The organism is Myxococcus sp. RHSTA-1-4, from assembly GCF_020037125.1.
Classification (GTDB): domain Bacteria; phylum Myxococcota; class Myxococcia; order Myxococcales; family Myxococcaceae; genus Myxococcus.
Genome location: NZ_JAIQDG010000007.1, coordinates 1 through 17,274, shown reverse-complemented (window position 1 = coordinate 17,274; position 17,274 = coordinate 1). Strand labels below are relative to the sequence as shown.

12 protein-coding genes are annotated in these 17,274 nt (G+C 71.8%); 6 read left to right on the top strand and 6 right to left on the bottom strand.

Annotated features, from left to right (window positions below):
* Window positions 1–4: 4 nt before the first annotated feature.
* From K8638_RS12235 to K8638_RS12220, 4 genes are all read right to left on the bottom strand, one after another.
* Complete coding sequence (locus K8638_RS12235; RefSeq protein ID WP_223754667.1) at window positions 5–634, bottom strand: DUF2202 domain-containing protein; 630 nt, start codon at window positions 632–634, stop codon at window positions 5–7.
* Window positions 635–756: 122 nt separating this feature from the next.
* Window positions 757–1,425 (bottom strand): DUF4956 domain-containing protein, encoded by a 669-nt coding sequence (locus K8638_RS12230; RefSeq protein WP_223754666.1) that lies wholly within the window; start codon window positions 1,423–1,425, stop codon window positions 757–759.
* Entirely contained in the window at window positions 1,412–3,094 is a 1,683-nt protein-coding gene (locus K8638_RS12225) for a dTMP kinase (RefSeq protein WP_223754665.1), read from the bottom strand. Before K8638_RS12225 ends, K8638_RS12230 begins: the two co-directional genes overlap by 14 nt.
* Window positions 3,094–4,410, bottom strand: coding sequence for a porin (locus tag K8638_RS12220; RefSeq protein WP_223754664.1), 1,317 nt, complete (start codon window positions 4,408–4,410; stop codon window positions 3,094–3,096). The genes K8638_RS12225 and K8638_RS12220 overlap by 1 nt, the downstream gene beginning before the upstream one ends.
* A 194-nt stretch (window positions 4,411–4,604) precedes the next feature.
* On the opposite strand from K8638_RS12220, the gene K8638_RS12215 reads away from it, so the two are divergent.
* Complete coding sequence (locus K8638_RS12215) at window positions 4,605–6,323, top strand: DEAD/DEAH box helicase (RefSeq protein WP_223754663.1); 1,719 nt, start codon at window positions 4,605–4,607, stop codon at window positions 6,321–6,323.
* A gap of 91 nt (window positions 6,324–6,414) precedes the next feature.
* On the opposite strand, the gene K8638_RS12210 is transcribed toward K8638_RS12215, so the two are convergent.
* Both K8638_RS12210 and K8638_RS12205 read right to left on the bottom strand, forming a co-directional pair.
* The gene (locus K8638_RS12210) at window positions 6,415–7,650 is read right to left on the bottom strand and encodes a PepSY domain-containing protein (RefSeq protein WP_223754662.1); all 1,236 of its coding nucleotides are present in this window, start codon (window positions 7,648–7,650) and stop codon (window positions 6,415–6,417) included.
* 77 nt (window positions 7,651–7,727) lie between these two features.
* Window positions 7,728–8,216 carry an 8-oxo-dGTP diphosphatase gene (locus tag K8638_RS12205; RefSeq protein WP_223754661.1) on the bottom strand — a complete coding sequence of 163 codons (489 nt, stop codon included), beginning with the start codon at window positions 8,214–8,216 and terminating at the stop codon, window positions 7,728–7,730.
* A 339-nt stretch (window positions 8,217–8,555) separates the two neighbouring features.
* On the opposite strand from K8638_RS12205, the gene gltB reads away from it, so the two are divergent.
* The 5 genes from gltB (at window position 8,556) to K8638_RS12180 (ending at window position 16,905) form a co-directional block, all read left to right on the top strand.
* Window positions 8,556–13,121: a glutamate synthase large subunit gene (gene gltB, locus K8638_RS12200; protein WP_223754660.1), complete on the top strand. Its 4,566-nt coding sequence runs from the start codon at window positions 8,556–8,558 to the stop codon at window positions 13,119–13,121.
* A gap of 3 nt (window positions 13,122–13,124) precedes the next feature.
* The gene (locus K8638_RS12195; RefSeq protein ID WP_223754659.1) at window positions 13,125–14,585 is read left to right on the top strand and encodes a glutamate synthase subunit beta; all 1,461 of its coding nucleotides are present in this window, start codon (window positions 13,125–13,127) and stop codon (window positions 14,583–14,585) included.
* Between the two features lie 76 nt (window positions 14,586–14,661).
* On the top strand, window positions 14,662–15,306 hold the full coding sequence (locus tag K8638_RS12190; protein ID WP_223754658.1) for a glutathione S-transferase N-terminal domain-containing protein: 645 nt from the start codon (window positions 14,662–14,664) through the stop codon (window positions 15,304–15,306).
* A 108-nt stretch (window positions 15,307–15,414) separates the two neighbouring features.
* Complete coding sequence (rnk, locus tag K8638_RS12185; RefSeq protein WP_223754657.1) at window positions 15,415–15,843, top strand: nucleoside diphosphate kinase regulator; 429 nt, start codon at window positions 15,415–15,417, stop codon at window positions 15,841–15,843.
* Window positions 15,844–16,005: 162 nt separating this feature from the next.
* Window positions 16,006–16,905, top strand: coding sequence for a hypothetical protein (locus K8638_RS12180; protein WP_223754656.1), 900 nt, complete (start codon window positions 16,006–16,008; stop codon window positions 16,903–16,905).
* Window positions 16,906–17,274: the final 369 nt, after the last annotated feature.

Below are 17,274 nucleotides of genomic sequence, written 5' to 3'. Positions count from 1 at the left end.
GCGCCTACATGCCCACGATGGCGGCGTACTCTTCCGGAGACAGATACACGGGCTGGTAGACCACCCCCTGCCGGCCCAGCGCCCGCGTGAAGGCGCGCAGGTGATTGCCGGACGCGGCCATCAGGTTCCCGTAGACGCGTTGGATGTCACCGCGCGGGGTCTGCGCCATCCGCGCCCGCAGGTCGACGATGTCGAGCTCCTCGATTCCCGCACCGACCTCCAGGGCCGCCTGCAAGGAGGTTGTGCCCCGAGCGATGAGCTCGTCGTAGAGCTTCTGCAGGGACGGGTCGCTGAACTCACCATGGCCCCTGCCCTCGACGGGGTCCGGGAGCCCGTAGGCGTCGAGGAGACTCTTCACCGCGTCCATGTGGGTCTGCTCGCTCTCGCGAATGTTCGCGAACGTCCGGTGCCCCCATCTCTCGAGGAGTGTGGTGTAGACATCCCGCGCGAGCTTCTCCTCTTCGCGGATATACAAGAGTCCCTGGCGCTCATCCTGGGTGAGCGCTCCCGCGTCGGGCTGCGCCTGCACCGTCTGGTCATTCCCGGCGGGCGGCCCGGCCTCTGCCCGCCCGGACGCTCCGCAGCCTGCCATCAGCGCCCCGAGCATCAGTCCTCCCAGCGTCCTGTAGCGCATCGCGCCCTCCTTGGCGTGACTCCGGGCGGCATGCCCGGAGGGCCGCATGCCGACGCGGCCCTCTCTACATTGAGAGCCAGGAAGGGCGGCGCGAGATTCACCGGACAGGCCATCAAGCGCCCCTACCCCGGGTCGATGGACGCGCTCCGCACGCCCGGAAGGGCGCCTCGCAATCCCTGGATGAGCTCCAGGCCGTCCATCGCGGCGGGCACGGCCAGCTCGACGACGGCGGTGCCTCCCGCCTCCAGGGGCGCCTGCTCCAACGTAACGACACGCGCATCCGGGTGGAGTGTCCTCAGCGGCGGCAGAGCCTGCCCCACGTCCTCCAGCGCCAGCGACAGCCGCACCCGCTGCGAGTGGGGCCGCGAGGTCGAGTCCAGGACCAGCAGCACCGCCGCGAAGAACAGCGTCGCGCTCAGCGCCATCGAATACGCCCCCAGCCCGCACGCCATCCCCACGCCAATCATCACGAACATGACCGCCGCGTCCCGAGGGTCCTTGATGCCCGAGCGGAAGCGGATGAATCCACCGAGCCCCACCAGCCCGAAGGCGCGCGACATGCTGTCCCCGATGACCGTTGTCATCACCGCGCCCGCGATGGCGATGAGCAACTGCGTGTGCACCGTCTCCTGCGCCAGCACGGGAGTCCGAGGCATCCACCGCCGCCAGGGCCGGTACGCGAGCAGCGCGCCCAGCACCAGGGCCGCGACGAAGCGCTGAAGGATGTCCACCAGCACCAGGGCCTGGGGCGCCGCCGTGCCCACCTCCTGAAGCACACTAGGCGGAGGCATCACGCACCTCCCACCCACCGGCCACCGCCACCCGCGCCGCCTGGCGCAGGAGCGCGAAGTCCTGGGGATGCGACCTCAGCAGGCTCTCGACGAGCATCCGTCCCCGGCCCGTCGCCGCCAGCGGCCCCAGGCTCTTCACCGTCGCCGCGGGCCACGTGTCGGCCAGCGCCACCCGCAGCTTCCACGCCGCGGCCCCTTCCATCCCCGCGAGCGAGTCCAGCACCTCCTCGCACTGGACGCCGTACGCCTCACGCAACAGCCAGGCCCGGGGGCCGTCCAGGCCCACCAGCGACCCGAGCACCACCTTGGGCGCACGCGGCGCGTGCTGCTCCCGCAGGGCCCAGGACCGCTCGTCGTCCAGCCGCTTCAGGGAGCGCAGAACGGCATCCGGCGCCGCCTCCCACGCGCGCTCGCGCCAGGCCCAGGCCCGCGCGTCGCCCACACCGGTGATGGCGCGGCACGCGGTCCGCGAGGTCCGCTCCCGGCCGAGCGCCTCCTCCCCGCCCATGTCCGACAACCATCGCCCCCGCAGCGCCCACGCCCGCTCCCCACCGAGCTCCGCCAGCGAGGTGACCACCGCTTCCGGAGCGGAGAAGTACAGGTGCTCCCGCAGCGCCAGGGCCCGCTCCGAGTCGAGCCCATCCAGCGAGGCCGCGACCTCCGCCGGAGCCCGCGCCGCCCAGCGCTCCCGCAGCGCCCACGCCTCCGGCGCGTCCGCCGCCGACTCCACCAGAGAGGCCAGCACCTGCGCGGGCGCGATCTCCTCCAACTGTCTCCGCAGCTCCCACGACGCCGGGTCCGACAGGCCCGCCAGCCCATGGGCCACCAGCTCCGGACAGGCCGCGGCCAGGCGCAGGCGGCGCTCGGTGATGTCCGGGCCCTCCATGCCGGCGAGGAACCAGGCCGCGAGCCCCGGCTCCTCGTTCATCCATCGGTCGACCCGATGCAGGAAGCGCTCGCGCGCCTCCGCCAGCGAGCGGATGGGTGCCACCGGAGGCGGCGGTGACGAAGCGGCGGACGCGGCCTCGCCCCGGTGAAGACGCAGGACCTCCTGGACGAGCTGGTCCACGAGCACGTCGAGCGGCACGTCCGCGTTCTCGATGATGCGCCACCGCTCGGGCTCACTGGAGGCGAGGGCACGGTAGCCGGCGCGCAGCCGGGCCTGGAGCCCCACCCCGGCCAGCCCCTTCCGGGACGGTGACTTCGTGTCCGTGGCCAGCAGCTTGGAGATGCGGCGCCGGGCCCGGGCAATCGCCGGGTCCACGTCGATGAGGAAGCACCGGTCCGGCACCAGGCCCCGGGTGCTGGCCTCCAGCACCGGCCGCACGTCCCGCTCCGGCAGCCCCCGGCCCCAGCGCGCGAGCACCTCCGCCGTGTAGAAGAAGCGGTCGGTGATGACCACCTCGTACGCCTCCAGCGCCGGGCGCGTCACCTCCTCCAGGAGCTGCGCCTCCCGCGCCGTGTACAGCAGCAGCTCCGCCATGGGCGTGAGCGCCAGGTGGAGCGGATCCCGCGTGAAGCGCCTCAGCCCCTCCGCCACCGGCGAGGCGAGCTGGCCGTCCTCGCGGACATGACGCACCCGCACGCCCGCTCGGCGCAGCTCGCGGGCCACGCGATTGGACAGCGTCGTCTTGCCCGAACCATCGATTCCCTCGAAGACCACCAGCATCAGAAGCCGACCTCCATCTGGACCAGCAACGCCCTGCGCGAAACGAGGCTCCCGTCGAGCGAGCGGAGCAGGAGCGGGAAGGACGCGCCCGTGCGGCGCACCTCGAACTGCGTCTGCAGGCGCCACTGCTTCCACAGGCCCACGTTGAAGCCACCCGTGCCCTCCCAGATGGAGTCGTCGGGTGACTGGAGATCCGGGTCCAACGCGGAGACCATGACGAAGGGCTCGACATAGGCCCGGCCCGTGTCCACGCCGCCGATGCGAAACGCCGTCAGCAGCCGCCCCGTGAGCAGCGAGCCCTGCGTGCCCGTGAGCAGCGGTGAGCGCCCCACCCTCACCTCCGCCCAGGTGCGCAGCGCGCCCACGCCGAGCGACAGCGAGTGACTCGCATCGAGCCCGCTCATCCAGCCACTCCCGCTCCCCGCCACGGAGGACGCGGTGGGCTGGTACAGCGCGGACGCGCCCACCTCCAGCCTGCCCAGGTCCCACGTGGCGCGCACCGCCGGCATGAGCCCGAGCCCCTTGTCGAGCGCCACGTCATCATCGACATCGCGCGACTGGTAGACGCCCGCGAGCAGCGCGAGCCCGCAGTCACCACACTTCCACTCCGCCTGCGCACCGGGGCTGCGGCCACTCATGCCCAGCGCGTCGTCCAGCACGTCACGGACGAGGCCGCGGCGCACGAGCGGGAGCCTTCTCGTGGACTCCAGCTCCACCAGCGACAGGGGAATCTTGAACTGACCGGCCCGGACCGCGAAGCCGTGGGACAGGTTCAGCCAGACGAAGGCGTCCTTCAGCTCGCCCCGCACATCCAGCTCCACCACCGCCCGCAGGCGCTTCTGGAGGCGGTAGGTCAGCTCCAGCCGCGCGGCGGGAATGGAGAGGCCACCCTCCCAGGCTCCGCCGCGAGGCGCGTCCACCGCCTCGCGCACGGAGATCCGGCCGCTCACCTCCACCGAGCCCAGCGCCGCGGGCAGGGAGATGAGGCCGCGAGCGCCCGTGACGTCGGTGGGCCCCGAGCCCGCCTCCGGCACGTTGGAATCGGCGGCGGGTGATGATTCACCCGGCTGAGCCTGCGTCCCGGAGTGAGCCGCCGGAGTGGTGACCTCCGGCACTCCCGCGCCGGGCGCACCCACGGAGGGCTCCTGCGCCTCGGAGCGAGCCATGTCCGTCGCCTCACCCTCCCGAGCGAGCACCGAGGCTGGCAGGCAGAGCAGCGCGGTCAGCGCCAGCCCCCGCAGCCCCCGCTCCGAAGCCAGGGCACTCATCAGCCCCATCGGCGCGGCGAACGTCGCGGCCCTCGGCCTTGCGTGCATACGGTTCCCTCGAATGAACAGGTGTTCCCGGAAGTGGCCGTCGCGCTCCGGCCGGCGCGCTCCGGCGAGCAGGAACCCTGCAAGGGGGCCGTGACGTGTTCTTTACGTAAGCGTGTCGAAATGTTTTCGGATGTGGGACAAAACCGACATTCTTGGAGCCCACCCGGCGGGAGCTGGTGATACAAGCCCGGCCCGTGAAAGCCTCCCCCCCTCCTCCCGAAGAATCCCCCCGCGCCACCTTTGAATCGCTGGGCCTCAAGCCCGCGCTCGTCGAGGCGCTCACCACACTCGGCTACGAGGAGCCCACGCCCATCCAGGCAGCGGCCCTCCCGCCGCTGCTCGCGGGGAAGGACCTGCTCGGCATCGCCGCCACCGGCACCGGCAAGACGGCCGCCTTCGCCCTGCCCCTCCTCCACCACCTGACGCCGGGCGAGAGCCGCCCGAATGCCACCTCCGCGCTGGTGCTCGTGCCCACGCGCGAGCTGGCCATGCAGGTCTCCGAGGCCATCCACCGCTACGGGCAGAAGATGGGCGTCAGCGTGCTGCCCATCTACGGCGGGCAGGTCATCGGCCAGCAGCTCCGCGTGCTCAAGCGCGGCGTGGACGTCGTCGTCGCCACCCCCGGGCGCGCGCTGGACCACCTGCGCCGCGGCACGCTCCAGCTCGACGACGTGCAGACCGTCGTGCTGGACGAGGCCGACGAGATGCTCGACATGGGCTTCGCGGATGACCTGGAGGCCATCCTCTCCGGCACGCCCGAGGACCGGCAGACGGCGCTCTTCTCCGCCACCCTGCCCCCGCGCATCGCCGCCATCGCCGAGCGCCACCTGCACGAGCCCGTGCGCGTGAAGATTGCCCGCGAGAAGGTGGAACAGGGCGAGATGCCCCGCGTCCGCCAGACGGCCTACGTCGTCCCGCGCGCCTTCAAGATCGCCACCCTGGGCCGGCTGCTCGACGTGGAGTCCCCCACCGCCGCCATCATCTTCTGCCGCACCCGCACGGAGGTGGATGACCTCACCGTCTCCCTCAACGGCCGCGGCTGGCGCGCCCATGCCCTGCACGGCGGCATGACGCAGGAGCAGCGAGACCGGGTCATCAAGCAGCTCAAGTCGCAGGGCACGGACCTGCTCGTGGCCACGGACGTGGCGGCGCGCGGCCTGGACATCCCCCGGCTGTCCCACGTGGTGAACTTCGACGTGCCCAACGCGCCCGAGGCGTACGTGCACCGCATCGGCCGCACGGGCCGCGCCGGCCGCGAGGGCGTGGCGATTACGCTGGTGGAGCCCCGCGAGCACCGGCTCTTGCGCAACATCGAGCGCGTCACCGGCCAGCGCATCGAGGTGTCCACCGTCCCCACGGTGGCGGACCTGCGCGAGAAGCGCCAGGAGATGCTGCGCGCCTCGCTGCGCGAGACGCTGGTGGCCGGAGAGCTGGACCGGCTGCGCGGCGTGGTGGAGGACCTGGCCTCGGAGTTCGACCCGCTGGACATCGCCGCCGCCGCGGTGAAGCTCCTCCAGGAGGCGCAGGACGAGGGCCGCGAGGAGAAGGAGGAGGAGATTCCCATCGTCGCCCCGCCCGCGGAGCGCCGCGAGCGCCCCGGCAAGCCCGGCGCGTTCGGCGCGCCCCGGGGACGCCCGGAGCGGGGTCCGAAGGCTCGCGGCGGCCCTCCGTCCTGGGACATCACCCGCCTGTGGATTGGCGCGGGCCGGCGCGCCGGCATGCGCCCGGCGGACCTGGTGGGCGCCATCGCCGGCGAGGCGGGGCTCGACTCGTCGCGCATCGGCGCCATCCAGATTGGCGACAGCTTCTCGCTGGTGGAGGTGCCGGAGCCGGACGCCAATCGCATCATCGCCGCGCTGAAGGAGACGACGCTGCGCGGCCGCAAGGTCATCGTGCGCAGGGACCGGGGCTGACCGGGAAGTCCCACGCGCGGCTCAGGGGAGCGGGCCTTGTCACGGCGAAGCGGCCTGCCCCCGTCACGCGTTCACGGCCGCGCTCCTCCCGTCAGGCCGTCGTCCCCGGCTCCGCCCTCGCGGAAGGCCGGGGCGCGGCATGCCGGCGCGGGAAGAACCGCCGCCACGCCAGCGCGAAGCCCGTCCACACCAGGAAGACGCCGCCCAGGGAGGCCACCGCGGCGGCGAGCTGCCCCAGCCACCCGAGTGCCTCGCCCGTGTGCAGGAAGCGCAGCCACGTGCGCAGCTTGCGGCCGCTGTTGTAGTCGGCGTAGCCCTCCTGCTTCACCTGCTCGCCGGTGAAGGGATTCAGCGACACCTGCGTGGACGCGAAGAGCGGCCACGCGCCCTGCTCGCGGACGGTGAAGGTGAGCGCCTCCGGTGCCGGGGAAGCCCGCGCGCCCTGGGGCTCACCGGGGCGCTGGCCCCCACCCAGGCGCAGCGAGACGGACTTCCACGCCGGCGTCCCCTTCGAAGCCTCCGCGAAGAGCGCGTCGAGCCCGAGGCGCTCGGTGCCCGGCGGAGGCGGCGTGGGAAGCTTCACCGCCGACTGCCCCGGTGGCCCCTGCGTCGCCGGAGGCGGATTGCCCGTCACCGTGAAGACCAGGTCCGAGGCCCACTTGTACGAGATGACCATGCCCGACGCCGTCAGCACGATGAGCACGGGCAGCGACCAGAAGCCGATGACGTTGTGCCAGTTCCAGTCCCGCGCCTTGCCCTTCAGCCCGCGCCGGAACCAGAGCGACGGCCGCATCGCGCGCCGCGTCCACTTGCGAGGCCACCAGAGGTACAGGCCGGAGACGGCGAGGAAGAGGAACGCGGCGTTGCCCGCCCCGGTGATGGCCCGGCCCACGGCACGGCCGTCCCCCTGCGCGGCGAGCCACCGGTGCAGGTTCTCCATGAAGCCGAAGAACGAGCGCCAGCCCCGGGCGCCTCCCTCCCGCACCTCGCCCGTGTAGGGATTCACATAGGCGAGCCCCTCCCGGCCCAGGCTCACCAGCACGGCGGCGTCCGGCCCCGGGTACACCGTCACGCCCGACGGCTGCGCCTCCGGCCTCGCGGCGCGCACGCGGGCCACCAGTTCATCCACGGAAAGCCGGGCCGCATCGGGCGCGGGCGCCTGGACGTGCCGCGCGTCCCGCTCCGCCCACTCGAGGACCTGCGCCTCGAAGGCAATCGCCACGCCCGTGAGGGACATGAGCGCGATGACGAGCCCGGCGGCCACGCCGGCCACCAGGTGGACCCAGAAGAGGACCTTGCGAAGCCTATCGAGATTACGAATCATCATCGCCCTCGCCAGGACGACCGATACTGCTCGCCGGGCCGGGGGTCAACGCACCGCGGCGCCCGCTCTTCCCGTCGCGCTTACAGCCGGGTGAAGGACCAGCTCAGCGCGCGGCCGCCCGCATAGGGCATGACGCCGTGGAAGGGCCTCGGGTCCGCGTCGAACACCAGCGGCAGGAAGTGCCGGTCTCCGTCCCACAGGTTCAGCCGGGGGAGCTCCGTCACCGGCACCCAGGACAGCGAGCCCTCCGGGTTGCGCTCCAGCGGCGTGCCCTCGAAGCGCTCAATCCGGAAGATGAAGCCGAGCCAGTCCTCGCCGTGCTTGCCGAAGCCGGGCCAGGAGAGAGTCCCACGCAGCACCATCTCCACGCACTCGATGCCGGCCTCCTCGCGAATCTCCCGGCGCATGCACGCGGCCACGTCCTCGTCGCGGTCCATCTTCCCGCCCAGGCCGTTGTACTTCCCATAGTGCGCGTCGTCCGGCCGCGCGTTGCGGTGGATGAGCAGCACCCGCTGCCGGTCCGGCGACATCACGTAACCCAGCGTGCCGATGATGGGGGTGTAGGGCATTCAGCGCTCCTCGCGGCGCGCGGACCATGGCAAGCGCGGTGGCCTGGAACAAGGAACTTCACGGCCCGGCCCCCAGGCCGCCGAGCGCTCGCGGCCGGCCACCTCCAACCCGCCGGAATGTCTCGCGCCGGGGAGGTGTAAAGCCCCCAACGCTCGCGCCGCCCCGGAGTCCCGTGTGGCGGGCCGCGAGTGCTCGGCGGCAGACGCGCCACCCATCCCCTGGGGTCGGCCGGACAACCCGGCCTTCCCTCGTGACTTCCTTTACGTGAACCGACGCATCGCGTTAGCGTCTAGCGTTACAACAATGACCTCCCGCGTCAGCGGGAAAGGGGGAAGTTGATGTCCGCAATCCTCCCCGGCCGGTACGGCCTCTACGAGCCCGATACCGAGCATGACGCCTGTGGCGTGGGCTTCGTGGCCCACATCAAGGGCGAGCGCTCCCGAGGCATCGTCGAGGACGCCCTGGAGCTGCTCAACCGGCTGAGCCACCGGGCCGCCGCCGGGAGGGACCCCAAGACGGGAGATGGCGCGGGCATCCTCGTGCAGCTTCCCCACCGCTTCTTCGAGCGCGAGGCGCCCAGGCTGGGCTTCGAGCTGCCGCCCCGCCGCCACTACGGCGTGGGACAGGTCTTCCTCCCGCCCGAGCCCGAGGCCCGCGCCGCGTGCGAGGCCGCCTTCGAGCAGGTGGTGGCCGAGGAAGGTCAGCGGGTGCTCGGCTGGCGCGACGTACCGGTGGACCCGGAGCACCTGGGCCCGGTGGCGCGCGAGGCCGCGCCCGTCATCCGGCAGATCTTCATCGCCCGGCGGCGCGTGGTGCCGAGCGCCATCGAGCGCAAGCTGTACCGCATCCGCAAGCTGACGGAGAACCGCATCCGCGAGCGCGGCCTGGACCCGAAGGGCCTCTTCCACGTGGCGTCCCTGTCGTCGGAGACGCTCATCTACAAGGGGCTGATGCTGCCGGTGGACCTGCCCCGCTTCTACGCGGACCTCCAGCAGCCGGACTTCGTGAGCGCGCTGGCGCTGGTGCACTCGCGCTTCTCCACCAACACCTTCCCCACCTGGGAGCTGGCGCAGCCGTTCCGCTTCATCGCGCACAACGGGGAGATCAACACCCTGCGCGGCAACCGGAACTGGATGACGGCGCGGCGCGGGCTGCTCCAGACGGCGCGGCTGGGCGGAAGCCTGGAGTCGCTTCAACCCATCATCGTCCCCGGCAAGAGCGACTCGGCGCAGTTCGACAACATGGTGGAGCTGCTCTACCTGGGCGGCCGCACGCTGCCGCACGCGCTGATGATGATGATTCCGGAGGCGTGGGAGGGCGACGCGCACATGGCCGACGAGCGGCGCGCCTTCTACGAGTACTCCTCGTCCCTGCTGGAGCCGTGGGACGGCCCCGCCGCCATCGCCTTCACGGACGGGCAGCTCATCGGCGCCACGCTGGACCGCAACGGCCTCAGGCCCGCGCGCTACCTCGTCACCGAGGACGACCGCATCATCCTCGCGTCGGAGATGGGCGTCATCGACGTGCCGCCCTCGCAGGTGCGCCGCAAGGGGCGCCTGACGCCGGGCCGCATGCTGCTGGTGGACACCACGGAGGGGCGCATCCTCGAGGACGAGGAGGTGAAGCGCGACATCACCACGCGCTGGCCCTACCGCAAGTGGCTGGAGCGCAACGTCTACACCTTCGAGGACCTGCCCACGATTCCCGCCCCCGAGCGTCTGCGGGGCGAGGAATTGTGGAGGCTTCAGCGCGCCTTCGGCTACACCGCCGAGGACGTCCGCACCCTCCTCACGCCCATGGCGGAGACGGGCAAGGAGCCGGTGGGCTCCATGGGCACGGACACGCCGCTGGCGGTGCTCAGCGACCAGGCGCCCAGCCTCTTCTCGTACTTCCACCAGCTCTTCGCGCAGGTGACGAACCCGCCCATCGACCCGCTGCGTGAGTCGCTGGTGATGACGCTGGCCACCGCGCTGGGCCCGGAGAGCAACACCCTGGAGGAGACGCCGGAGCAGTGCCACCGGTTGTCCCTGCCGGGCCCCATCCTCACCAACGGGCAGCTCGCGCGGCTGAGCGCCATCCAGGGCGAGGGCCTCTTCGAGACGCAGCGCCTGTCGCTCCTCTACCCGGCGAATGGGGGCGAGGGCGCGCTGGAGGCCGCGGTGGAGCGGCTGTGCACGGCCGCCGTGGACGCGGTGGACGCCGGCGCCAGCATCCTCCTCTTGAGCGACCGCGGCGTGGACGCGGCGAACAAGGCGATTCCGGCGCTGCTGGCCATGTCCGCCGTGCACCAGCGCCTGGTGCGCGACGGCATCCGCATGTACACGGGCCTGCTGCTGGAGACGGCCGAGGCGCGCGAGGTGCACCACTTCGCCTGCCTCTTCGCCTACGGCGCCGCGGCCGTGAATCCGTACCTCGCGCTGGACACGCTGCGCGCCATGGCGGACGCGGGCGAGCTGGCCGTGGACGCGGAGAAGGCGCAGGACCGGTACATCCACGCCATCGAGGAGGGGCTGCTCAAGGTGATGTCCAAGATGGGCATCTCCACGCTCCAGTCGTACCGGGGCGCGCAGCTCTTCGAAGCGGTGGGGCTTCAGCGCTCGCTGGTGGAGCGGCACTTCACGGGCACGTCCTCGCGTGTGGAAGGCGTGGGCCTGCCGGAGCTGGGGCGCGAGGTGCAGGAGCGCCACGCGCGCGGCTTCGGTCCCGAGGCGGACATGGAGGCGGGCCTCCTTCCCGTGGGCGGCCAGTACCGGTGGCGCCGCCTGGGTGAGCGGCACAAGTGGAACCCGGCCACCATCGCGAAGCTCCAGGCGGCGGTGCGCGCCAATGACGCCGTCCAGTTCGCGGAGTACTCACGGCTGGCGGACGACGAGACGCGAGAGCACTGTAACCTGCGCGGTCTGCTGGAGGTCTCGACCGCGAGCTGTACCCCGGTGCCGCTGGAGGAGGTGGAGCCGGCCCTGTCCATCGCGCGCCGCTTCGTCACGGGCGCCATGTCCTTCGGCTCCATCAGCGCGGAGGCGCACGAGACGCTGGCCATCGCCATGAACCGGCTGGGCGGGCGCTCCAACAGCGGCGAGGGTGGCGAGGAGTCGCGCCGCTATACCCCGGACGAGAATGGAGACCTGCGCCGCAGCGCCATCAAGCAGGTGGCCAGCGCGCGGTTCGGCGTCACCACGGAGTACCTCGTCAACGCGGACGAGCTTCAAATCAAGATGGCCCAGGGCGCCAAGCCCGGCGAGGGCGGCCAGCTCCCCGGACACAAGGTGGACGAGCGGATTGCGCGCGTGCGCTGGTCCACGCCGGGCGTGACGCTCATCTCTCCCCCGCCCCACCACGACATCTACTCCATCGAGGACCTGGCGCAGCTCATCTATGACCTGCAGTCGGTGAACCCGGGCTCGCGAGTCAGCGTGAAGCTGGTGAGCGAGGTGGGCGTGGGCACCATCGCCGCGGGCGTGGCGAAGGCGGGGGCCGGCGCCGTGGTCATCTCCGGCTACGAGGGCGGCACGGGTGCCTCGCCGCTGTCGAGCATCCACCACGCGGGCCTGCCGTGGGAGCTGGGCCTGGCGGAGACGCAGCAGGTGCTGGTGCACAACGGGCTGCGCTCGCGCATCCGCGTGCAGGTGGACGGCGGCCTGCGCACCGCGCGCGACGTGCTGGTGGCCGCGCTGCTGGGCGCCGAGGAGTTCGGCATGGCCACCGCGAGCCTCGTGGCCGTGGGCTGCGTGATGCTGCGCAAGTGCCACCTCAACACCTGCTCGGCGGGCATCGCCACGCAGGACGGGGCGCTGCGCGAGCGCTTCCAGGGCAGGCCCGAGGACGTGGTGAACTTCTTCCTCCTCATCGCGGAGGACCTGCGCACGAAGATGGCGGCGCTGGGCGCTCGCACGCTGGAGGAGCTGGTGGGCCGGGTGGACCTGCTGCGCCAGCGGACGGCGGTGGACCACTGGAAGGCGAAGCGCGTGGACCTGTCCGCGCTGCTGACGGCTCCGGCGGCCCCGGCCAGCGAGCCCCGCCACTGCGAGGTGGCCTGGAGGAAGGATGTGTCGGACCACCTGGACCACTCGCTGCTGCGCGCCGCGAGCCACGTGCTGGACGGCGGACCGCCGCTGCTCCTGAACGTGCCGGTGAGCAACGCGCACCGCGCGGTGGGCGCCATGCTGTCGGGCGAGATTGCCCGGCGGCACGGAGGCCGCGGCCTGCCCGACGGGCGCATCCACGTGCGGATGAAGGGCTCGGCGGGACAGAGCTTCGGCGCGTTCCTGGTGGCCGGCGTCACGCTGGAGCTGGAAGGCGACGCCAACGACTACGTCGGCAAGGGGCTGTCCGGCGGGCGCATCATCGCGTACCCGCCGCAGGGCGGCCGCTTCGCCGCGGAGGAGAACGTGCTGGTGGGCAACACGGCGCTGTACGGCGCCACCGCCGGCGAGGTGTACCTGCGAGGCCTCGCGGGTGAGCGCTTCGCGGTGCGCAACAGCGGCGCCCAGGCGGTGGTGGAGGGCGTGGGCGACCACGGCTGCGAGTACATGACGGGCGGCGTGGTGGTGGTGCTCGGCCCCACCGGCCGCAACTTCGCGGCGGGCATGAGCGGCGGCACGGCGTACGTGCTGGACCGGGAGATGACCTTCCGGCAGCGGTGCAACCTGGAGATGGTGGAGCTGGAGTCGCTGGTGGACGAGTCGGAAATCTGGCTCGTGCACGGAATGGTGGAGCGGCACCACCGCCACACGGGCAGCGCGGTGGCGAAGCGGGTGCTGGACAACTGGGAGCTGATGGTGCCGCGGTTCGTGAAGGTGATGCCCACGGACTACAAGCGCGTGCTCCAGGCACGGCGCGCGGCCCGCAAGCCTCCGGAGACACTCGGGGAGCAGCTTCAGCACATCGCCGGTGGGAGGGGCTGAACCATGGGAAAGCCGACGGGATTCATGGAGTGGCCCCGCGTCCACGCGCACAAGCGGGACAAGCAGGAGCGGCTCGGGGACTGGAAGGAGTTCGCCCTGCCCCTGGCGCCGGACGAGGCGAAGCGCCAGGCGGGCCGGTGCATGGACTGTGGCGTGCCCTTCTGCCACCAGGGCTGTCCGCTCGGGAACCTCATCCCCGACTTCAACGAGGCCGTGTACCGGGGCCGCTGGCGCGAGGCGTACGAGCTGCTCAGCCGGACCAACGGCTTCCCGGAGATGACGGGCCGGCTGTGCCCCGCGCCCTGCGAGGCGGCATGCGTGCTGGCCATCGACCGGGACGCGGTGACGATTGAGCAGATGGAGAAGGAGATCGCCGAGCGGGCCTTCGCGGAGGACTGGGTGAAGCCCCGGCCTCCGGCGCGGCGCACGGGGCGGACGGTGGGCGTGGTGGGCTCGGGGCCCGCGGGGCTGGCGGCGGCGGCGCAGCTCAACGCGGCCGGGCACACCGTCACCGTGTACGAGCGGGACTCGCGGCCCGGTGGGCTGCTGCGCTTCGGCATCCCCGACTTCAAGCTGGAGAAGTCGGTGCTGGACCGGCGGCTGGCCATCATGGAGGCGGAGGGCATCACCTTCGTGAATGGCGTGGACGTGGGCGGCTCCGTGAGCTTCCGCGAGCTGCGCTCGAAGCATGACGCGCTGGTGCTGGCCATGGGCGCGCGGCGGCCGAGGGAGCTGGAGGTACCGGGGCGCGAGCTGTCCGGCGTGGTCCAGGCGATGGAGTACCTGGAGCACCAGAACCGGCTGGTGGCGGGAGAGGGACAGAAGGACGCGCGGCTGGATGCGGCGGGCCGGCGGGTGGTGATTCTGGGTGGCGGCGACACGGGCTCGGACTGCCTGGGAACGGCGCTGCGGCAGGGGGCGAAGAGCGTGCTCCAGGTGGAGCTGATGCCGGCTCCGCCCGCCGTGCGCGCGGCGGGGAACCCGTGGCCGAAGTGGCCGGTGGTGTTCCGCACCTCGACGAGCCAGGAGGAAGGCGGCGAGCGGGCCTTCGCGCTGCTGACGAAGCGGCTGAGCGGGAGCGACGGGCGGATTCAGGCGCTGCACGCGGTGCGGGTGGAGATGAACCGCGAGCCCGTGAGCCTGCCGCGAATGGTGGAGGTGCCCGGCTCCGAGGTGACGTTCGAGGTGGACCTGCTGGTGCTGGCCATGGGCTTCACGGGGCCGGAGCCGGGGCGGCTGACGGAGGAGCTGGGCGTGAAGCTCTCACCGCGCGGCACGGTGCAGGTGGACGCGCGCTTCGCCACGTCGGCGGACGGCGTGTTCTGCGCGGGTGACGCCAGCCGCGGGGCGAGCCTCATCGTCTGGGCGCTGTCGGATGGCCGCGAGGCGGCGAAGTCCGTGGACACGTACCTCTCGGGGCAGCGTTCTGTACTGCCTTCCCGGGGCGCGGACTGTGCCTTCTGAAGCCACCCGTTGTTCCACGGGCGCGAAAAACGCCTACAGTCGCCGCGTGTAGTCCCCCGATTCCGGAGGAACACGCATGACAGCCGCGCCCGAAGCGCTCACCCGGCCAGTCATCATCGGCCGTTCGAGCTCACACTTCACGCGCATCACGCGCATCTTCGCCTCGGAGATGCGCATCGGCCACTCGTTCCAGGTGTTGCGCGACATCATGTCCTCCAATCCGGAGGACTACGGTGGCAACCCCGCGCTCAAGATACCGAGCCTGCGGACGCCCCGAGGTACCTGGTTCGGTGCGCTCAATGTCTGCCGCGAGCTGTGGCGGCAGTCGAGCCCCAGGCCCCGGGTGGTATGGCCGGAGGACCTCGACCAGCCGGTGCTTGCCAATGCGCAGGAGCTCGTCCTTCAGGCCATGTCGACGGAAGTCGCGCTGATCATGTCCAGGGTGGGCGGAGCCGGCGACAGCAGCGCTCACCACGCCAAGATGCGTACGTCCCTGGGCAACATGATGTCGTGGCTGGACGAGAACGCGAGCTCCGCGCTCGCCGCACTCCCGCCGCATCGGGACCTGAGCTTCCTGGAGGTCTCTCTCTTCTGCCTCGTGACGCACCTGGAGTTCCGGGAGGTCTTGCCGACCGCCCCCTACTCCGAGCTGAACAGGTTCTGTCAGCGGTTCTCGACGCGCGCTTCCGCCAGCGAGACTCCCTACCGCTTCGACGCGTGAGGGGATTTCGAGCCCGCCCCGGCGATTGAATGGTGGGTCCTGGAATAGTCCGCGCTCCCAGGTGTTGAATGGGGATTATCCCTACCTTTTTCATGGGAGCCGTGTGACATGACCAGCGAGCAGTCCCTCCCGCAGTCCCTCATCGTGACCGAGACCGACCTGGAGCGCCTGCGCTCCGTCATCGACCACCAGGGAGGGGGCCGCATGGCCGAGCTCGCGGAAATGCTTGACGGAGAGCTGTCCCGCGCCCGGGTGGTCGCCTCGGAGGCGGTGCCGCCGGACGTGGTGACGATGAACAGCACCGTCGTCTTCGAGGACGAGCAGACCGGCGAGCGGCGCCAGGTGACGCTCGTCTACCCGCGCGACGCCCGCAGCGACGAGGGCCGCATCTCCGTCCTGGCGCCCATCGGCAGCGCGCTCATCGGCCTCTCGGTGGGCCAGTCCATCACCTGGCCCCTGCCGGGCGGCCGCAGCAAGCGCCTGCGCATCGTCGAGGTCCCGTACCAGCCCGAGGCCGCGGGCCACTACCACCTCTGACCACCCCCTCTGCTCCCCGCCGCCCTGGCGGGGGGCCTTCGTGCGGGGCTGCGAGCGCGCCCTCAACGGGGCGGTGACGCGACGAGACAACTTCCGCCCCACCTCTCACGACAATGTCGGTGGACGCTGGCCACCGCACGCCGGGCCAGGGGAGTCACCACCATGTCGAAGATCTCCAAGACGTCGTCGCCCCAGCCGCCCCCCGCTCCGCGTGAGGTGAAGTCCTCGCCGGCCCCGGAGAAGAAGAACGTGGCGGCGCCCGCCGGCAACCCGGTGCGGGGCAGCGGGTCCACCGACGGCTTCGACGCCCCGAAGAAGGCGGGCGCCCGGCAGCAGGTAGCCCTGGAGACCCCGGCCCCCGCCGCCTCGGCACGGAAGCCCCTCTCCGCCGGCAATGCGCGGGCCGTGGCGCAGACGTCCGGCCCCGGTGAGGACGGCAAGCTGACGGTGCGCGTGGACACCGGCACCACCACGACGGTGTTCCCGCTTGGCCTCCAGGCCCGCAACTACATCGAGATTCGCGTGAAGCCGCTGGACCTCGGGATTGCGCCGGAGAACCTCCAGTCCGAGCTGGACCGCGCCATGGCCGAGAAGCTCGCGGACGACACCCACACCTACGGGGCGGCCATGAGAGAGGCGGGCTACTCGTCGCTCGAGGAGTGGTCCAAGGCCAAGGGCTACTACGGCTCGCCGTCGCACGTCGCCTGGGCCGAGGCCGCCAGCGCCCGCACGGGCGGACAGATTCCCGCCGAGTGGTGGATGAAGTTCGACCCCTTCGGCGGCACCGCGGGAAATGGCCCGAACATCCTCCCGACCGGCGAGTACCCCGGCGTCGCGAGCCGCATCGCCATGGCCCACGACACGGACTGGGACCTGGGGCGCTACTTCGGCGTCGGTCCCCTGTCGGACCTCCGCGGCGCGCCGAACCCCGAGGACCTCGGTCCCCTGGGGCTGGACCCGCGCCTGGGTGGGGACCTCTACACCTTCGGTCACCCGGACTGGGAGGTGACCTACGGCAGTGAAATCCTCCCTCCCGGCACCCCGCCGCCCCAGGTGGCCTGATTCGTAGCGCGGTAGGGGTTCGCACGAGGTGGGGCGCCGCCTGGCGGTGCCTGGGCCATGGCGGTGCATCGGAGAAGGCGCGAACGAGGCGGTCCTCGATGAAGGCCCTCGCGTTGCACGGACCAGGATGGATGTCCCGCCGCGTTCGCGGCCGCCCGGGAGCCCAGGCGCTCGACCCGCGCATCCCTCCATCGAGCCCCCTGGCATTTGTCACTCGAAGGCCATGCGGCGCGACGGCCAGGTGACACGGCCAGGCGCTCGCATTGCTGGGACGCGCATGGGGACGGGGACACGGCGTGCGTTGAGAGTGCGCCGCTTTTTCGGGGCCCATGACCCGGCACCACTCTGTCGGAGACAGGCGCCTCGGGC